A 16247-nucleotide genomic window follows, 5' to 3' on the forward strand; every position below is an offset into this window, starting at 1 on the left:
CTTCCACCGCATCTGTAGTCTCCACTTCATCTGCCGCCGGTTCTTCCACCGCATCTGTAGTCTCCACTTCATCTGCCGCCGGTTCTTCCACCGCATCTGTAATCTTCTCTTCGTCAACCATTGGTTCTTCCACCTCGTCTGTAGTATTCACTTCGTCTACCATTGGTTTTTCCACCACATCTGTAGTATTCACTTCGTCTACCGTTTTTTTATCTGCACGATCCATACGCTTCCTCCTTATTTCGGAATGTATTTCCCTCTGAAAAAAATTCCTCACCAAAACACATGATATGCTCTGATGAGGAGAGGGGTTTGAGGGGTATATCTAGTCGCTATCTTAACGACTGACTATAGTATATCAGCATTTATTACAAATTGCAACTAAAATTGTAAGAAAATTGTAAAAAATTTCATTCGAACTTCAAGCAACGAAAATTGTCACTTCATCACATATTGCTTATTCTGTCTGCAATAAACAGATATTTTGCAGTTTTAAATAAACGTTCCGTGTTGCAATATCGTCTTATACCAAATATTCCGCTATTTACGCACTACCATATACTTTTCCAATAAAATATCAGGAACATAAGACATTTTTGCTTTGCGCAGCCCTTCTGCTCCGGCATCATCTTCTCGATTAATATAGCGGTACTGCTGGCATTCATGCTTTACAAACTGCTGGTTGATCATCGGATATGCTCCTTGGATCTCTGGAAATGCTTTTTCAAAATGGACAGCCAACGTATCTCCACCAAGCGATTCTCCCATCGTAAAGGCCACAACTTCTCTATCTGCCCAAAGCACACCTCCAACCATTCCCAATTTGTCATAATGCTGCAATGCCTGATTCACAACTTGAAATTCTTCTTCCATATCAGGATCCCATTTATCAGCACGCTTGCGCTTCCAAATTTGATTCATCTGCAGACAAGCCTGCCAATTATCCGGTCCCAACGACTCATATCGCCAGTCATGATTTTCCTCAAAACGGTGAATGTGGCCACGCTTTCCATGCAGTTTTTTACCTGCTAACGTTGTCAAACGTTCTGTCTCATAAATATAATCGTAAATATCCCGTTCCGGCGTAATGATAAATTCCCCCGGATGCCATTTTTCTAACAATTCAACCTCATCCCGCAACAAACCGTAAAACCGCAATGCATCCTGTCTTTTAGTCCATTCCAAAATACGTTCCAAAGCCTGCTGCTTATCTCCCGGTCCGGACGGAAAATCATAATACAGATCGGCGCCATCATAAAACCGCACACTGATGCAGCCATCAAATTCTGCCATTTCTGCCGGATATACACTTTGCCACAAATAATTATTAGCAAAACAATGTTCACAAGTTCTTCGTGGATCCTGTGCATACATGGTCATCATAAGCTCTCTATCTTCCAAATTAATTTTATGATATCGTATTCTTTCCTGCATAACTCATAACGGTTTCCCGTTGTTTCACCTCGTTTTCTACTCTTATCTCACTCTTAATTCTCCTCATGTTACCATGAAAAATTCAAAACTTCAACAATACTTATGTTTTCTGTCTCCCTTGCCGATATAATATACAGAGTCCCAAAGAAAAACAAGCAGCTGCGAAGCAGACATTTGTTTTTCCGGGCTCATTAACGAACACACAGTCTGGCAGCAAAGAGCTGCGGACTCGGAAAGGAATGTGGGTATTATGGTCGCTACAACTTATTCGTATGACTTTTATTTGCGGGGGATATACTCTTCAAACCGTGGTGCACGCAAAGCAGAGCGTCGTTCATCCATGCAGAATAGTGAACTTACCAAGGCGGATTCCTCAGCTATGAAAAAGATCATTGAGCAATTGCGTCAGTTGGAGTGGAGTGAACCAACCGTAATGGAAGATAAAGATTCCAATTCGATGAATACGGTCAGCGATTCCACCAATTATAAATTTACAAAACTATTTGCAGATACTTATAATAATTTACTGGAAAGTGCAGGAAACTCGACTTCCGGCCAGGCAAAACGTCTTATCTCACGGATGAAACACTTGACCAGAGAACAAAAAGACGCTTTAGAAAGCGTTGGTATCTCGATCAGTTCCAACGGCAAACTCAGTGTTAAGAAAGGCACTGTAAATCAGGCCGCAACTTATAAGTTCAAGCAATTATTCGGCAGTGACAGTGATTACCTGACAGAAATGTCTTCCATTGCAAAAAAGATAAAAAGACATGCAAGTCAGATCGTGATCCCGCCTAAAAAAGCCAAAGCGAGCACAAAACAGGATAGTACCAGTAATGCTGCCGATACTTCCTCTGTAGCGGCTATTGCAGAAATCGCGGGCAGTGTTCACACTGCAGATCTCGCCGGCATTACTACAGGTACCGCAAATACTTCCGGCTCTGCATCCAATTCTCTCATTGGCAATACCGTGGATGTGATTCTTTAATCGCTGCATATTGGCATTACCGCGGATGTGATTCTTTCCTTCCATGTGATACCACAAAAGGCACCGCATAAACTTCCGTTTATGCAGTGCCTTTTTATTGGTTAAAACCGTATTACAATCCGTTAAAAATTATACGTATTTAGCAGTGTTAAGCTTTACTCCAGGTCCCATTGTTGCGGACAAGGATACGCTTCTATAATACTGACCCTTAGCTGCTGCCGGTTTAGCCTTTGTGATAGCACCCATCAATGTCTCGACGTTCTCTACCAACTGCTCCTCAGAGAAGGAAACCTTTCCTACCGGTACATGTACGATATTAGCTTTATCCAAACGATACTCAATCTTACCAGCCTTGATATCCTGAACAGCCTTAGTCACGTCCATCGTTACAGTTCCAGCCTTAGGGTTTGGCATCAGACCCTTAGGTCCGAGTACACGACCCAAACGACCAACAACGCCCATCATGTCCGGTGTAGCTACAACTACATCAAACTCGAACCATCCATCGTTCTGGATCTTAGGGATCAACTCCTCGCCACCAGCGTAATCAGCGCCAGCTGCAAGAGCCTCATCTACCTTGTCACCCTTAGCAAATACCAGCACGCGAACAGTCTTACCTGTTCCGTGAGGAAGTACAACAGCACCACGGATCTGCTGATCTGCGTGACGTCCGTCTACACCCAATCTGATATGTGCTTCTACAGTCTCATCAAACTTTGCAACAGCTGTCTCTTTGATCACCTTTACAGCATCAGCAACTTCGTACTGTGCAGCTCTGTCAATCTTCTTAGCAGCCTCAACGTATTTCTTTCCTCTTTTCATATTATATAACCTCCTAGTGGTAGTAACGGCGGGTCCATGACACATCCCTTGTGTCGCCTCCCACATCGTTCAATCAACAACAATCTTTTTTATGCGATAATTCCGGCGTTCACTTAATTATTCCTCTACAGTAACACCCATGCTGCGAGCTGTTCCTGCGATCATGCTCATTGCTGCCTCAAGAGAAGCTGCGTTCAGATCCGGCATCTTTGTCTCGGCAATCTCCTGAATTTTTGCTTTAGAGATTGTAGCAACTTTATTCTTGTTTGGCTCACCTGATGCATGCTCAATACCACATGCCTTCTTGATCAGCACTGCTGCTGGAGGAGTCTTTGTGATAAAGCTGAAGCTCTTATCCTGATATACAGTGATAACTACAGGAATCAACATACCTTCCTGTCCAGCTGTTCTTGCATTAAACTCCTTTGTAAATGCTACAATGTTTACTCCGTGCTGACCAAGTGCAGGACCAACCGGTGGTGCTGGTGTTGCCTTTGCAGCAGGAATCTGTAATTTAATATATCCTTCGACTTTCTTAGCCATTGTCTCTTACCTCCTGTGAAAATACCGCTTACGCGGTTACTATCTAACATTGCGGATGCCACATCTATATGGCGTCCAGCTCGGAATGACTTCTTCATCCCTTCAAAACGAAATCATTATAAAACCTCAACATCGTTAAAGCTGATTTCAACCGGTGTTTCACGTCCGAACATATCGATATTGATCGTAACCATACGGTTCTGATGATCGATCTGACGAACAATTCCGGTGGTGTCTTCCCAGACACCAGACTTAACAATCACAGAATCGCCAATGCTGAATGGTGCATTCGGTGCATCCACCTTCAATCCCATGCTTGCCATCTCTTCATCTGTTAATGGTACCGGCTTGGATCCCGGTCCTACGAACCCTGTCACACCACGTGTATTGCGTACCACGTACCATGTGTCATCGTTCATAATCATCTTGATCAAGACGTATGCAGGGAACATCTTCTGCTGAGTAATCTTCTCTTCGTCATCCTTTTCCTTTACTACATTGAGCATCGGAACGGAAACTTCCAAAATCTGATCCTGCAAACCACGATTTTCAATGGTCTTCTCGATATCCATTTTTACCTTGTTCTCATAGCCTGAATAGGTATGAGCCACATACCAACGCGCTTCTGCATCTGCCATAGTCAATCACCTTATCCTATCTGAAAAACCTTGTCAAGGCCTGTCTTGATCAGCAAATCAAGCAGGGCAATGATAATACCCAAAATAACCGTACTAACTACAACTGCTGTAGTCTCTTTTGTGATCGTTTCCTTATCCGGCCAGATAATTCTGCGAAACTCTGCTTTCAGTCCTTGCAGACGGCTCTTTTTCTTAGAAGCCGTGGCGGTCTTTGCGGTCTTTTTTGGTTCGTCCTGCATTACTTCTTCTTTATTCTCAGAATTTGCCATCGTTCAACCTCATTCCTTTCCATTCACGCGGGAAACGATTATTTCGTCTCTTTGTGTAATGTGTGTCTTCTACAGAATCTGCAATACTTCTTCGTTTCCATACGATCCGGATGATTTCTCTTCTCCTTCGTCGTATCGTAATTACGCTGTTTGCACTCTGTGCATTCCAAAGTAATCTTTACTCTCACGGCTTTCACCTCCATTAAATTATTGGCGCCCGAATTTTGGGCATAAAAAAAAGACTGTTACATCGCCCATCTACTATAGCACAGAACAGGTTGTCCGTCAAGAAAAATTCTACATAAATTCAGAAATTTAGGGAGGATACGGGATTTTTCTTTCTCGTATCCTCCTATTCTGTCTATATACACGCATGCTCCCCGACGCTTGTGCTTTTATACTGCCTCTTCAAACTGTGAGTTATACAGATTTGCATAAAAACCATTCGCCGCCAACAAGGTATCATGGTCACCCTGCTCAATAATATCGCCATCTTTCATCACTAAGATAAGATCTGCATTGCGAATTGTTGATAAACGATGCGCGATCACAAAACTTGTGCGCCCCTTCATCAGATTGTCCATCGCCTTTTGGATCTCGATCTCCGTACGCGTATCAACCGAAGAGGTTGCCTCATCCAAAATAAGGATCTTATTATCCGCCAAGATTGCGCGTGCAATCGTAAGAAGCTGCTTTTGTCCTTGTGACACATTGCTTGCATCTTCGTTGAGCTCCATCTGATATCCGCCCGGCAGTGTCTGAATGAAGTGATGTGCCCGCGCCGCTTTTGCCGCTGCAATGACCTCTTCATCCGTAGCATCCAAACGGCCATAGCGAATATTTTCCATGATCGTACCCTTAAACAGCCATGTATCCTGCAGCACCATTCCGAACGCATCTCGCAGATCACGACGATTGAAATCGCGGATATCTCGGTCATTCAGCCGTATACTTCCCCGATCTACATCATAAAATCGCATTAGTAATTTCACCATCGTCGTCTTACCGGCTCCGGTCGGACCAACGATCGCAATCTTCTGTCCCGGTTCTACATGTGCACTAAAATCATGAATGATCGGCTGCTCCGGCCGATACCCGAATCCTACGTGGTCAAAGATAACCTCACCGGTTACTTTAGAAATATCTGCCGGCTGTTCTGCAAGCTGTATCTCCTCTTCTTCCTCCAAAAATTCAAATACACGTTCCGATGCCGCAGACATCGACTGCACCATATTAATAACCTGTGCAATCTGCTGAATCGGCTGCGTAAAGTTCTTGACATATTGGATAAATGCCTGAATATCACCGATGGTAATCACGTTTTTGATGGCAAGCAGTCCACCGGTCAATGCAACGCACGCATAGCCCAGATTGCCGACAAACATCATGATCGGCTGCATCATACCTGACAAAAACTGTGATTTCCATGCCGAATTATACAAAATACGGTTTGTACGCTCAAATTCATCTATCGTTTCTTTTTCGTGGTTAAATGCTTTGACAACCAAATGCCCACCATATACTTCTTCTACCTGACCATTAATATGTCCCAGATATTCCTGCTGTGCGTGGAAATATTTTTGAGATTTTCTGGTTACCAATGCAATCAATCCCATCGAGATCGGCAGTATGATCAAGGCGATCAATGTCATCAACGGTGAAATGCTCAACATCATGACCAGCACACCTATCAGCGTTGCAACGGACGTAATAATCGTTGTAATACTTTGATTTAATCCCTGTCCAAGTGTATCCACATCATTTGTAATGCGCGACAGCACCTCGCCGTAAGTACGACTCTCAAAATACTTCATTGGCATACGGTTAATCTTTTCGGAAATTTCCCGGCGCAGTCTGTAACAGACTTTCTGGGTGATCCCGGTCATGATCCATCCCTGCACAAAACTAAACAACGCACTTGCCAAATACAGTGCCAGCACGATGAGCAGGATCAATCCGATTTTATGAAAATCTATGCTTCCGGTGCCTTGGATCTTTTTCATCAGCCCTTCCGAAAGTGCTGTCGTTGCTTTACCAAGTATTTTAGGACCTGCCACATTGAATATAGTAGAAAACGCTGCAAAGAGCATCACTACAAAAATACCGATCTTATATTTTGCAATGTACTGCATCAACTTTTTGACGGATTTCTTCAGATCTTTTGGCTTTTCGCCCGGCTGCATACCGCGTCCCATCGGGCCTCTCCGCCGTGGTCTTTGTGTTAATTCTCGATTCTCACTCATGCATTGTCACCTCGCTTTCTTCCATTCCAAGTTCGCTGGCAGACAACTGAGATTCTGCAATCTGTCGATACACCTCACAGTGTTCCAGCAATTCTTCATGTGTTCCCTTCCCTACAATTCGTCCTTCATCCAATACCAAAATCTGCTCTGCGTGCAGAATCGTACTGATTCTCTGTGCTACAATAATTATGGTACTGTCTGTTACATTCTCGCTAAGTGCCCCTCGAAGCGCAGCATCCGTCTTGAGATCCAATGCCGAAAAACTATCATCAAAAATACAGATCTTCGGATTCTTAGCGATTGCTCTTGCAATTGCCAATCTCTGTTTTTGTCCACCGGAAACATTCGAACCGCCCTGTGCGATCGCACTGTCATAGCGATCTTCCTTGACATCAATAAACTCTGTTGCCTGCGCTATATCCGCTGCACGTTCGATTTCTTCCTCGGTGGCATCACCTTTACCAAAGCGCAAATTGGAGGCAATGGTTCCCGAAAATAAAATTCCTTTCTGTGGCACATAACCAATCTCCTCACGCAGATCCGACATCGCGATTCGACGGATATCTTTGCCATCCAACGTGATTTTTCCATCGGTAACGTCATACAAACGTGGGATCAGATTCACTAATGTCGATTTGCCACAACCGGTGCTTCCGATAATTGCGGTTGTTTTGCCCGGTTCTGCGACAAAATCTATGTCATGAAGTACATCCTCTGTTGCGCCCGGATAACGGAAACATACGTGTTCAAAAGCAATGCGTCCGTTATGCGTTGTAAGTGTTTCCGGCTCATCGATATCAACAATTGAAGATTCTGTCTGAATGACCTCATCAATACGCTCTGCTGCAACAGCGGCACGCGGCAGCATGATCGACATCATTGTCAACATCAGGAATGACATCACGATCATCATCGCATACGTGATGAAAGCAGTCATTGCTCCTACCTGCATACTTCCCGCATCAATCTTTTTGGCACCAAACCAAACAATGCCAACCGTCAAAACGTTCATGATCATCATCATACCCGGCATCATAAACGTCATCACACGATTCGTAAACAACGTCGTTTTGGTGAGATCTTTGTTAGCTGCATCGAAACGCTCTTCCTCTGTGTCCTCCCGACCAAATGCGCGAATAACGGAAAGTCCTGTAAGGATCTCTCGAGAGACCAGATTGATTCGATCCACTAATTTTTGCATCAACTTAAATTTTGGCATGGCCGACGACATGAGTAACAGCACATAGCCGATGATAACGATGATCGCAAGAACAATGATCCACCCCATTCCGGCACCTGTCTGTACCACTTTCAGAACACCACCAATGCCTAGTATCGGCGCATACGCAACCATCCTAAGAAGCATTACCGATACCATTTGAATCTGTTGAATATCATTCGTACTTCTCGTAATAAGGGAAGCCGTTGAGAAACGATCCATTTCTGCATTGGAAAATCCAACGACTTTTTTGAACACATTTTCTCGCAGCGTCATACCAATTCCGGCAGCTACTTTGGAGGCAAAGAAACCAACTAGTACGGTAACAACTCCCATCAGCAATGCCATTCCAACCATTTTCAGGCCGGCATATACTAAGTATGTTTTTTGTATTTTATCCACATCGACGCCTGCCGCTTTGTCACAGGCAATCGCATAGGCAATGCCTGTTGTCTTGACCAACGAACTGCCCATTGTGTCGATCGTGTTTTTCATGCTGTCTCTCGTAGAAAACAGCGTCTTTTCGTCGAGCATTCCGTTTTTTTGCATAGCGATAAATACCGGACGCACGTCGACACATTGTACCATTTTGGAATTTCCATCAGAGTCTTCTTTCTTTTGGCGGAAACGATGCAGTTTCACACCCATAAATTTCTCGATCTGATCTACGCTAAGTCCGGACTGGTTCTTTGATGATCGTCCTACTTTTGCGCTATTGCCATTCTGGCTGCCGGCATCTTTGCCGCCTTGACTCGCTGCGTCATTCTGGCTGCCGTTATTTTTGCTTCCGGATGCCATCTGGCTCGCCACCATTTTTTCGAGGTTTTCTCCTCCATGGCGCTCATTTGATAATTCATGATCAGCGGCAGCGCAAGCTGTTCGTCTAACTCCTCTAATCTGTCCTGCGACAAATTTTTCAACACCTTTGTGTCGCCTTTCTTCACATAAATATCATTCCAAATGCGCTTTTCCTGATCCGTCATGATAAACTGCGCAGTTTGAAATTCCTCTTCCTGAATCTTCTCCGGCATCACATGCTCGATGCCATGATTTTGGATTCCCACATCGATAATGTCCGACGTGTACGATGGAAGAGATAGGTCGCACCAAGCCTGCACAACCAACAGACCAATGATTGCGATCACGATCTTCCAATACGGAATCATGTTTTTAAATATTTTACTCATCGTCGTTTTCCTTTCTGTTCTTCCATTTTCTACAGGAAATTTCTTCCTGTGCTGCAATATAAACATCATTCAGATAGCAAAGAAGACGTTCTCCTTCTTCTTGGTCAACCCGTTTGCCAACAGCATCCGAAAAATCCTTCATGATCTTTTCCGCCTGCTGCATTATCGCAATGCCCTCCTCTGTCATGACAACATAGGTATTGCGACGATCCTCCGGATTCACAACACGTTCCACATATCCTTTCTGCTCCAGTCCCCGCAGCGTCCGCGATATCGCCGAGGGCTTCACGCACGCTCTCTTGATCAATTCCGACACGGAAATCCGACGATCATCTTCTGCTTTCATTGCAAGCAGCATCGTAAGATACTCCATTCGGCTGATTCCAGGCAGCATATCGCTAATATTCAGCTTACGAAACTGATTCATAATGCGGAACATTTTCTCATGATACTTTGTCATATGCTCCAGCCTCCTCCAATTTATTAACATCGTTAATTATTATGCGCGTTAAATAATAACACCCCATTCTTTCACTGTCAACCAAATGTTCTTCAACTTTAGAAAGATTTTAGAAACCAAACTTCCCATACCGCCTTATCTCAGACAATCCTCTGGGCATGTATTCATCAGAGACTTAACAAAATAAGAAATCACGCGAAACCTCCGCGCTCTGCAGCAATTGCTATAGTTTTTTTGATGACAGGATAATTTACTTTGTTGGCTGCAAAATAGCTATTAGTTTTGTGACATAATAAGTAATATATGGTTTGACAATAACCTCCGGTATGGGAAGTTGGAGTTAGAAACAAAAAGGACTTCGCAAAATTGCGAAGTCCTTGTAAGTGCTATTGGGCAACACCATCCAGATCTCCTGTTTCGGAAGATTGAATTGTTACTATTACTTTATGCGGCAGACAAATAATCGTTTCTCCATTGCTCCGGATCCCTTTATGATATACACAGATCTTGTCCGGACAATCTGCCTTTTCATGAAAACTTTCCCATCTTTTATCTGCACTGTATTCGTGTGGCCCCCATCCGACGGCACATCCACCGTCGCATCTTCCTTCAACGAAAGCGTCTTATATACATTACCATCAACGGTAATCTCCACAATCGCTGCTCTGCCTGTCGATGCAAAATAGAGCCGATACACGCCAAAACTCACCAACGCAAGCATTAGCGCAATACCTACTATCATATAATCTGCTTTCTTCACACTACTTCTCCATGAGCTCGCATACTAGCAATAATAGTTAAACAGCATACCGCTGTAGAGGGATGTTGTATAGGCATATCCCACTGCCGGCTTGCTCGTATTAGGATAGCTCACTAATGTTTTGTCAACATATTCCATAGGATCCAGCTTAACATAATTCATCTTTGCAAGCATTCTGCTGCTCAATCGGGATCTTGCTCCAAACAATTCTTGAAAGGAACCGTCCATAGCCGACTGTTCTGCCAGATAATCATCCATTTCCAAATATCCCTGATCATTAAAGGTCAGACCACAGGATTCCAAGTCTGACTGGAACGGCATCAACACACTTTGCATTTCACGCACAAGTTTCGGTGTATGTCCGCTCTTCTCTGCATAATTCCAAGAGCTGTCAATCATCTGGTTATAATGATCCAAAACGTTTCTCACACCATTGATAATCTTATCACTATCCGGTGTGTATGTGATCTGTGCCGGTTGTTCCGAAATGCGTTTCATCTGTATCTGTAAACTTCCCGCAAGCTTAAATTGATTAGACATGGAATGTTTCTCCACACCATTGATCTCAAATGATGCATTTTCCGGATTCTGAACAATCCGATTTAACCCATAGTATGAAGTAATTCCCTCGGAATGCTGTCCGTCAGGTCGATCTTCAAACGATAATATCGGCTCCCCATCCGGGCTTCCTGTCATATCCGTTGAAATCCTCATTGCGATCTTACCGGCTTCTCTCGAAACCGGCTGTGCCTGAATGCCTATTCTCGCTTTCGTAATGAAATCCGCCAGTCCACCGATCACCTCTCCGTGTCTGGCATCTTTCTTAATATTATATTGAAAATCATAGGAATCATCATTCACTCGGATCCGAAAACGGTACAATCCCTCTTCCAGGCTCCTGCTGGAATCATAAAACTCTTTGCTCACATTGACCTGCTGCTTCGCTAAACCGTGCACTTCCAGCGAAAACGGTGACGGCAGCTTCTCATAATCTTCCGTATCAATATTCACCGATACATCCCCGGCCTGCGAAGAGACTGCCTTCCGTCCACCAAAGACTGAACTGTCATCTTCTGTCATCAAATCCTCAAATGCATCATGCAAAGCAATGGAGGACTCTTTCACATTCAAGGCATATGCCTGTTTGTCATCAGAAAGTTTTACGAGATAGATTGGTGAGGACTTTGTACGTTTCGCAATGTCGCGCACAATGGAACGAAGTTCTGATGTCTTATGCGCACCATACTTCGAAGCTGCCGGCTTCGTGTTATATCCGGTCATGAGATAATTATATACATTTAAATCCATCGCCATACCGCATCTCTCCTTTCCCTGGAATCTTACAATGAGACATCCTTGCCTCTGCATCGGTCAAACATCTTACTTCGCAGTACTCCTGAGAGTCTGCCACTATTTATTTTATTATACGTAGTAACCTAAAGGACTGTCAATTGGTAAACCTGCACAAATAAATACTACAATTGGATCCGCTTAATTTTCATATGCAATCTTTTCCTGATGCTGCATCGGATAACGAATCAGTTGATCCCGTTCTAACATATCCGGTCTCATACGAACTGCTGTAATCTGACGATTATCGTATGTTGTGTAATAAAAGATTCCCTGAGATGCATTACAGCAGGACGTATAGATGGTATACTCATATTCACCATCCCTCACCTCACAGCATCCTTTTTGCTGCGAAATTGTTTCCATTATGTGAAAATATTGACCCACCTGTGATTCCTCTGTCTCACCACTGATCGCATTTAATTTTGTAAATGCCGCTCTGGCAAAACGGGATGTCGACGATAGATCTCCCGGCAGACCGAGTGCTCCCATTCCTCGGCTGTAGGTGCCAAGAACGCCGGGTGCCAAATGATTTTCAGGCTGTTTTGGTGATAATTGCATATAATTGTTCAGCAAAAACATCTGCTTGTCAAAAGGCGGATTGTTGGTAAGTACCCCAACCGGGTTGTCGTAAATACGCAGGCCTTCTTCCACCATCTCCACGGTGATCGACTGCTTTTCATCCGCAATAAGCCAATGTAGGGAAGATGCTGGATATTTGCCGGCAAATGTCTCCCCGATCAGATTAAGACCGATCAGATAGTCTCTCACCTGTTCCACACTCTCACAAGCCCCCAATACCCACGGAATAAACTCATATGTCGCCACATTTTTGGCATTTTCCTCATATTCTCCATAACAGGCATTCCCAACAAAATTCAATCCTGCCATTCCAAGACCTTTTTCATTTACTGCTTCATAATATAATGGATATTCCTCTGCGACGTGTGCCATTCCTATCATGGCATAATGCGTTGTGCATTCTCCCATATGTGAATACGAAAACTGATAATGCCGCGGCGTGATAACCACTTCTTCACCATATGAACTCTCATAATCTAATGTTCTTCCAAAATAGAAATCCTTTGCTTTATACGATATTGCAGTACACATACAATCACTCCTCTCTATGACATATAATTTACTGAAACTTCCCACACCTCATTATCTCACGCAACCACATATTGCTTATTATGTCAAAGCATGCTAAGTGTTTTGCAGCCACAATATAGCGGTTTCTGCCGACAGAGAACTATAGTAATTGCCTTGCCGCTTTATCGTTGTATAATGATACTTCTTCTGCGCAAAAGTTTTAGTTATATAATACGTGGGATTGGCACATTTTGCAAGATTATTCATACAGTAAGGTAAGACACATGAAACCATCTTTTTACAATTATCGATTATGCCGCTGCAACAAGCGGCAGAACGGAGGTTACTATGGCACGTTTTACAAATCAGGCACAGCTTCGCTACGGTAATGCTGTGACCAATTCCAACGTTGCAGTTGGTGAAATTTTGGAAGTTTTATCTGCTACCAAGACCGCTGTAAAAACCACTTACGGACAAAATGACACTGTCACTTATATTATCAGCATTGTCAATTCCGGTGCAACAGCATTCAACGGACTTACTTTAACGGATGATCTTGGTGCTTACACATTTGGTACCGGTACAGTTACACCTCTTACCTATATTCCGGGAACCATAAATTATTATATCAATGGAACGCTTCAGACTGCTCCTACAGTTGAAGCCGGGCCGCCACTGACCGTATCCGGTATTAGCGTTCCTGCAAACGGCAATGCAACGATTATTTACGAAACAGCCGTAAATGAATTTGCGCCGTTTGCAACCGGTTCTGATGTTGTAAACACCGCAAGAATTACCGGTGGCGGCATTACACCGATCACGATCTCCGAAACGATCGCTGCGGAAAGCACGCCTATCCTTAACATTACCAAATCTGTCAGCCCGGTCCCTGTTACCGAAAACGGCATTTTAACTTACACTTTCCTGATCCAGAATATGGGAAGTGCACCTGCTGCCGTCACAACAGGTGCCACGATCACGGATACGTTCAATCCGATCTTATCCGGTCTGACCGTAACCTTCAACGGAACTGCATGGACTGCGCCGACTAATTACACGTACAACGAAACAACCGGTTTGTTTGCCACTGCCGCTGGTCAGATTACGGTACCTGCTGCCACCTTTACGCAGGATCCGGAAACGGGGGCTTGGGTTACAACACCCGGCGTTAGCACATTAGTTGTCACAGGCACGATCTAGCGATAGCCTTCAAGCTTTTGATGTACTTCCGGCACGATCTAACAATAGCATTCAAACCCTTGATGTGCTTCCGGCACGATCTAACAATAGCATTCAAACTCTTGATGTGCTTCCTTCTTTCGAACACTACTTTCACTAAAAAGAGCAAAACCAGCGTTTTGCTTTTATTACGCTACACAACACCCTAATCCTATCAATTAAAAGGGGGCTGCGCACTAATTGCTTAGTGCGACAGCCCCTTTGTCTTATCCTATATTACCGTTTGCAATACTTACGTATTGCGATCATTGCCGGCAAACTATTATTTTGCACGGCCACAGCAATATTTGTATTTCTTCCCGGATCCGCATGGACATGGCTCATTACGCCCAATCTTGCGCTCCTTAACAATTGTACCGGACTTTTTCTGCTCACGATAAAGCTCCTTGCGTCGCTCCGGTGTCAACAGCTCATCCCACTCCGGCAGTTCATATAACCAATCAGCACCCGCTTCTACCATATGATAATATAAGCTTTCCAAATCAATCGGCAATTTTACAACCGTGTCAGCTTCCATTTCCTCGATTGGGTTCGGTTCTTTCAAGCTTTCATTGATTCCATCTAAGAAACCTACCATATAATTCAATTCCATGCCGTATTTATCTGCTAATTCCTGAACAGTACCGGATACCACTTTCTCCGGAGCCGCAAGTAACTGCTGATAAATGGCTTTTTCCTGCTCGAAATACTTATCCCAAATTGCTTTTCCCTCTTTGGAGTTCAATTCTACGCCATATGCGTACTCTCTCCATTCCTGTAATAATCCCATAATTTCCTCCGATTTCTACTGCTGCCTGCTCTGGTATCCACCGAAAAGACAGCGAATTTTCTTCTTGTGCGATTACTCGTCCACGCAGTCACACGCATGACAACGTTTCATCCCTGTAGCATTATACCTGTTTTCTCGGCAGAAGTCCACACTTTTTGATATTCCACTGCATAGATACTCGCAAACCATGACATCGCGCTCATTGACGGTCAAATCCTAAAACAGCTCTCTACTTCTGTTCCGGCCGTATCCAAGTCCCGCTCGCTTTCTTATGTTTCCACGAGTCTTTGGATGCCTGATATCCTGTCACCGTCATTACCTGATAATCACTCTCCGTCTTCAGCGAGCGATAAATCTTTTTGAGTGCAACCCACCGGCGATTGTGCTTAGGATCACCGGAATCTCCCAAAAATACTGCATCTTTCTGTTTGTCATATAAAAAGATGGTAACATAATGCCCCGGTGTATTTTTCCAATAGCAAGCTGAGTTACTGCTGCTGACAAGTACAATCGCTGAGTCATTGGAAGCGATCATCTTTTGAAATTTGCGATACGATGTCGGTTTGCGCCGTAGGAACACCTCAAAGCCAAGACCCTGCATAGCACTCTCCATATACTCCCAGGCGACTGCACCGCCACCACCGTAAATCGTGTTCCGCTTGGTATACTTATAAATATCTACCGGAGAAGCCTCATAAGTGGTCTGCGACGAATAAATATTGGCCATACAACAAAATCCGCAACCGAATGCACCGAATTTGCCACCGTCATAATACGTCTCTGCCCATTTCCCGGACCAAGTCAAACGTTTACCCCAAGACTTCGGCCCCTGCAAAAACGTATACACTGCATCCTCCGGTTTTACCACGTTGTTCTGTCCTGCTGTTTGGATAGATTTCCCTGCTGTTTGCGGCATATCTCCCGTGCTGTTTTTGTCCCCGACATTTTTAACAGCCCCGGTCTGCTTCCCGCCACTTGCCGTTATTTTCTGTGCGGACTTTCCTTTATCTGTCTGAGAAGCTGTCACACGCAGAGCAAGTCCCACGACCACAACTACCGCCAGCAATGCAACGAAGACACTTTCTTTCCAATAGTTCATACGTCCGCATTTTAGTACATCCCACTTGTTTCTTAATAACCTCATCTTTCACCTTCCTACCGTTATCTGCTTCTGGATTTTTCACTTTCTAACTGTCACTTACCGTGCAAAGCTCCTGCTTTATCACCGTCTACT

The 16247-nt window shown here is 44.0% G+C and carries 18 protein-coding genes; 2 read left to right on the top strand and 16 right to left on the bottom strand.

The features are described 5' to 3' along the window. Both DW981_RS08595 and DW981_RS08600 read right to left on the bottom strand, forming a co-directional pair. The coding region (locus DW981_RS08595; RefSeq protein ID WP_207663992.1) for a hypothetical protein at positions 1-226 on the bottom strand (226 nt) is incomplete at its 3' end. Between the two features lie 314 nt (positions 227-540). Then, the gene (locus tag DW981_RS08600) at positions 541-1383 is read right to left on the bottom strand and encodes a phosphatidylglycerol lysyltransferase domain-containing protein (protein ID WP_207663993.1); all 843 of its coding nucleotides are present in this window, start codon (positions 1381-1383) and stop codon (positions 541-543) included. Positions 1384-1684: 301 nt separating this feature from the next. Here DW981_RS08600 and DW981_RS08605 point away from each other — a divergent pair, with 301 nt between their 5' ends. Beyond that, a complete protein-coding gene (locus tag DW981_RS08605; RefSeq protein ID WP_118507426.1) occupies positions 1685-2422 on the top strand; it encodes a hypothetical protein in 738 nt (245 codons plus the stop codon). 129 nt (positions 2423-2551) lie between these two features. On the opposite strand, the gene rplA is transcribed toward DW981_RS08605, so the two are convergent. The 12 genes from rplA to bsh form a co-directional block, all read right to left on the bottom strand. Beyond that, a complete protein-coding gene (rplA, locus tag DW981_RS08610; RefSeq protein WP_118507427.1) occupies positions 2552-3244 on the bottom strand; it encodes a 50S ribosomal protein L1 in 693 nt (230 codons plus the stop codon). A gap of 117 nt (positions 3245-3361) precedes the next feature. Further along, entirely contained in the window at positions 3362-3787 is a 426-nt protein-coding gene (gene rplK, locus DW981_RS08615; protein WP_022025623.1) for a 50S ribosomal protein L11, read from the bottom strand. Positions 3788-3903: 116 nt separating this feature from the next. Then, positions 3904-4425: a transcription termination/antitermination protein NusG gene (gene nusG, locus DW981_RS08620; RefSeq protein ID WP_022025622.1), complete on the bottom strand. Its 522-nt coding sequence runs from the start codon at positions 4423-4425 to the stop codon at positions 3904-3906. Positions 4426-4436: 11 nt separating this feature from the next. Then, a complete protein-coding gene (gene secE, locus DW981_RS08625; RefSeq protein WP_022025621.1) occupies positions 4437-4694 on the bottom strand; it encodes a preprotein translocase subunit SecE in 258 nt (85 codons plus the stop codon). Positions 4695-4732: 38 nt separating this feature from the next. Then, a complete protein-coding gene (gene rpmG, locus DW981_RS08630) occupies positions 4733-4897 on the bottom strand; it encodes a 50S ribosomal protein L33 (protein ID WP_279220188.1) in 165 nt (54 codons plus the stop codon). 192 nt (positions 4898-5089) lie between these two features. Then, on the bottom strand, positions 5090-6937 hold the full coding sequence (locus tag DW981_RS08635) for an ABC transporter ATP-binding protein (RefSeq protein WP_118507429.1): 1848 nt from the start codon (positions 6935-6937) through the stop codon (positions 5090-5092). Beyond that, the gene (locus tag DW981_RS08640; RefSeq protein ID WP_243034699.1) at positions 6930-8954 is read right to left on the bottom strand and encodes an ABC transporter ATP-binding protein; all 2025 of its coding nucleotides are present in this window, start codon (positions 8952-8954) and stop codon (positions 6930-6932) included. Before DW981_RS08640 ends, DW981_RS08635 begins: the two co-directional genes overlap by 8 nt. Next, on the bottom strand, positions 8858-9343 hold the full coding sequence (locus tag DW981_RS15675; RefSeq protein WP_243034700.1) for a hypothetical protein: 486 nt from the start codon (positions 9341-9343) through the stop codon (positions 8858-8860). Before DW981_RS15675 ends, DW981_RS08640 begins: the two co-directional genes overlap by 97 nt. Next, the gene (locus DW981_RS08645; protein WP_182434199.1) at positions 9336-9803 is read right to left on the bottom strand and encodes a MarR family transcriptional regulator; all 468 of its coding nucleotides are present in this window, start codon (positions 9801-9803) and stop codon (positions 9336-9338) included. The genes DW981_RS15675 and DW981_RS08645 overlap by 8 nt, the downstream gene beginning before the upstream one ends. Before the next feature lie 439 nt (positions 9804-10242). Then, entirely contained in the window at positions 10243-10563 is a 321-nt protein-coding gene (locus DW981_RS08650) for a NusG domain II-containing protein (protein ID WP_243034701.1), read from the bottom strand. A gap of 24 nt (positions 10564-10587) precedes the next feature. Next, entirely contained in the window at positions 10588-11877 is a 1290-nt protein-coding gene (locus DW981_RS08655) for a hypothetical protein (protein ID WP_118507431.1), read from the bottom strand. Between the two features lie 177 nt (positions 11878-12054). After that, entirely contained in the window at positions 12055-13026 is a 972-nt protein-coding gene (bsh, locus tag DW981_RS08660; RefSeq protein ID WP_118507432.1) for a choloylglycine hydrolase, read from the bottom strand. 327 nt (positions 13027-13353) lie between these two features. On the opposite strand from bsh, the gene DW981_RS08665 reads away from it, so the two are divergent. Continuing rightward, the gene (locus tag DW981_RS08665; protein WP_118507433.1) at positions 13354-14205 is read left to right on the top strand and encodes a hypothetical protein; all 852 of its coding nucleotides are present in this window, start codon (positions 13354-13356) and stop codon (positions 14203-14205) included. 301 nt (positions 14206-14506) lie between these two features. Here the strand turns inward: DW981_RS08665 and DW981_RS08670 are convergent, their stop codons facing one another. Both DW981_RS08670 and DW981_RS08675 read right to left on the bottom strand, forming a co-directional pair. Continuing rightward, a complete protein-coding gene (locus tag DW981_RS08670; RefSeq protein WP_118507434.1) occupies positions 14507-15013 on the bottom strand; it encodes an SEC-C metal-binding domain-containing protein in 507 nt (168 codons plus the stop codon). 229 nt (positions 15014-15242) lie between these two features. Continuing rightward, positions 15243-16157, bottom strand: coding sequence for a chaperonin (locus tag DW981_RS08675; protein WP_118507435.1), 915 nt, complete (start codon positions 16155-16157; stop codon positions 15243-15245). Positions 16158-16247 lie beyond the last annotated feature (90 nt).

Source organism: Clostridium sp. AM49-4BH, assembly GCF_003478335.1.
Classification (GTDB): domain Bacteria; phylum Bacillota; class Clostridia; order Lachnospirales; family Lachnospiraceae; genus Butyribacter.

What these genes read in the sequence shown, in the direction of transcription:
- DW981_RS08600 (WP_207663993.1), bottom strand. Translation starts at nt 1,383, where the DNA reads ATGATGACCATGTATGCACAGGATCCACGAAGAACTTGTGAACATTGT.
- DW981_RS08605 (WP_118507426.1), top strand. Translation starts at nt 1,685, where the DNA reads ATGGTCGCTACAACTTATTCGTATGACTTTTATTTGCGGGGGATATAC.
- rplA (WP_118507427.1), bottom strand. Translation starts at nt 3,244, where the DNA reads ATGAAAAGAGGAAAGAAATACGTTGAGGCTGCTAAGAAGATTGACAGA.
- rplK (WP_022025623.1), bottom strand. Translation starts at nt 3,787, where the DNA reads ATGGCTAAGAAAGTCGAAGGATATATTAAATTACAGATTCCTGCTGCA.
- nusG (WP_022025622.1), bottom strand. Translation starts at nt 4,425, where the DNA reads ATGGCAGATGCAGAAGCGCGTTGGTATGTGGCTCATACCTATTCAGGC.
- secE (WP_022025621.1), bottom strand. Translation starts at nt 4,694, where the DNA reads ATGGCAAATTCTGAGAATAAAGAAGAAGTAATGCAGGACGAACCAAAA.
- rpmG (WP_279220188.1), bottom strand. Translation starts at nt 4,897, where the DNA reads ATGGAGGTGAAAGCCGTGAGAGTAAAGATTACTTTGGAATGCACAGAG.
- DW981_RS08635 (WP_118507429.1), bottom strand. Translation starts at nt 6,937, where the DNA reads ATGAGTGAGAATCGAGAATTAACACAAAGACCACGGCGGAGAGGCCCG.
- DW981_RS08640 (WP_243034699.1), bottom strand. Translation starts at nt 8,954, where the DNA reads ATGGCATCCGGAAGCAAAAATAACGGCAGCCAGAATGACGCAGCGAGT.
- DW981_RS15675 (WP_243034700.1), bottom strand. Translation starts at nt 9,343, where the DNA reads ATGAGTAAAATATTTAAAAACATGATTCCGTATTGGAAGATCGTGATC.
- DW981_RS08645 (WP_182434199.1), bottom strand. Translation starts at nt 9,803, where the DNA reads ATGACAAAGTATCATGAGAAAATGTTCCGCATTATGAATCAGTTTCGT.
- DW981_RS08655 (WP_118507431.1), bottom strand. Translation starts at nt 11,877, where the DNA reads ATGGCGATGGATTTAAATGTATATAATTATCTCATGACCGGATATAAC.
- bsh (WP_118507432.1), bottom strand. Translation starts at nt 13,026, where the DNA reads ATGTGTACTGCAATATCGTATAAAGCAAAGGATTTCTATTTTGGAAGA.
- DW981_RS08665 (WP_118507433.1), top strand. Translation starts at nt 13,354, where the DNA reads ATGGCACGTTTTACAAATCAGGCACAGCTTCGCTACGGTAATGCTGTG.
- DW981_RS08670 (WP_118507434.1), bottom strand. Translation starts at nt 15,013, where the DNA reads ATGGGATTATTACAGGAATGGAGAGAGTACGCATATGGCGTAGAATTG.
- DW981_RS08675 (WP_118507435.1), bottom strand. Translation starts at nt 16,157, where the DNA reads ATGAGGTTATTAAGAAACAAGTGGGATGTACTAAAATGCGGACGTATG.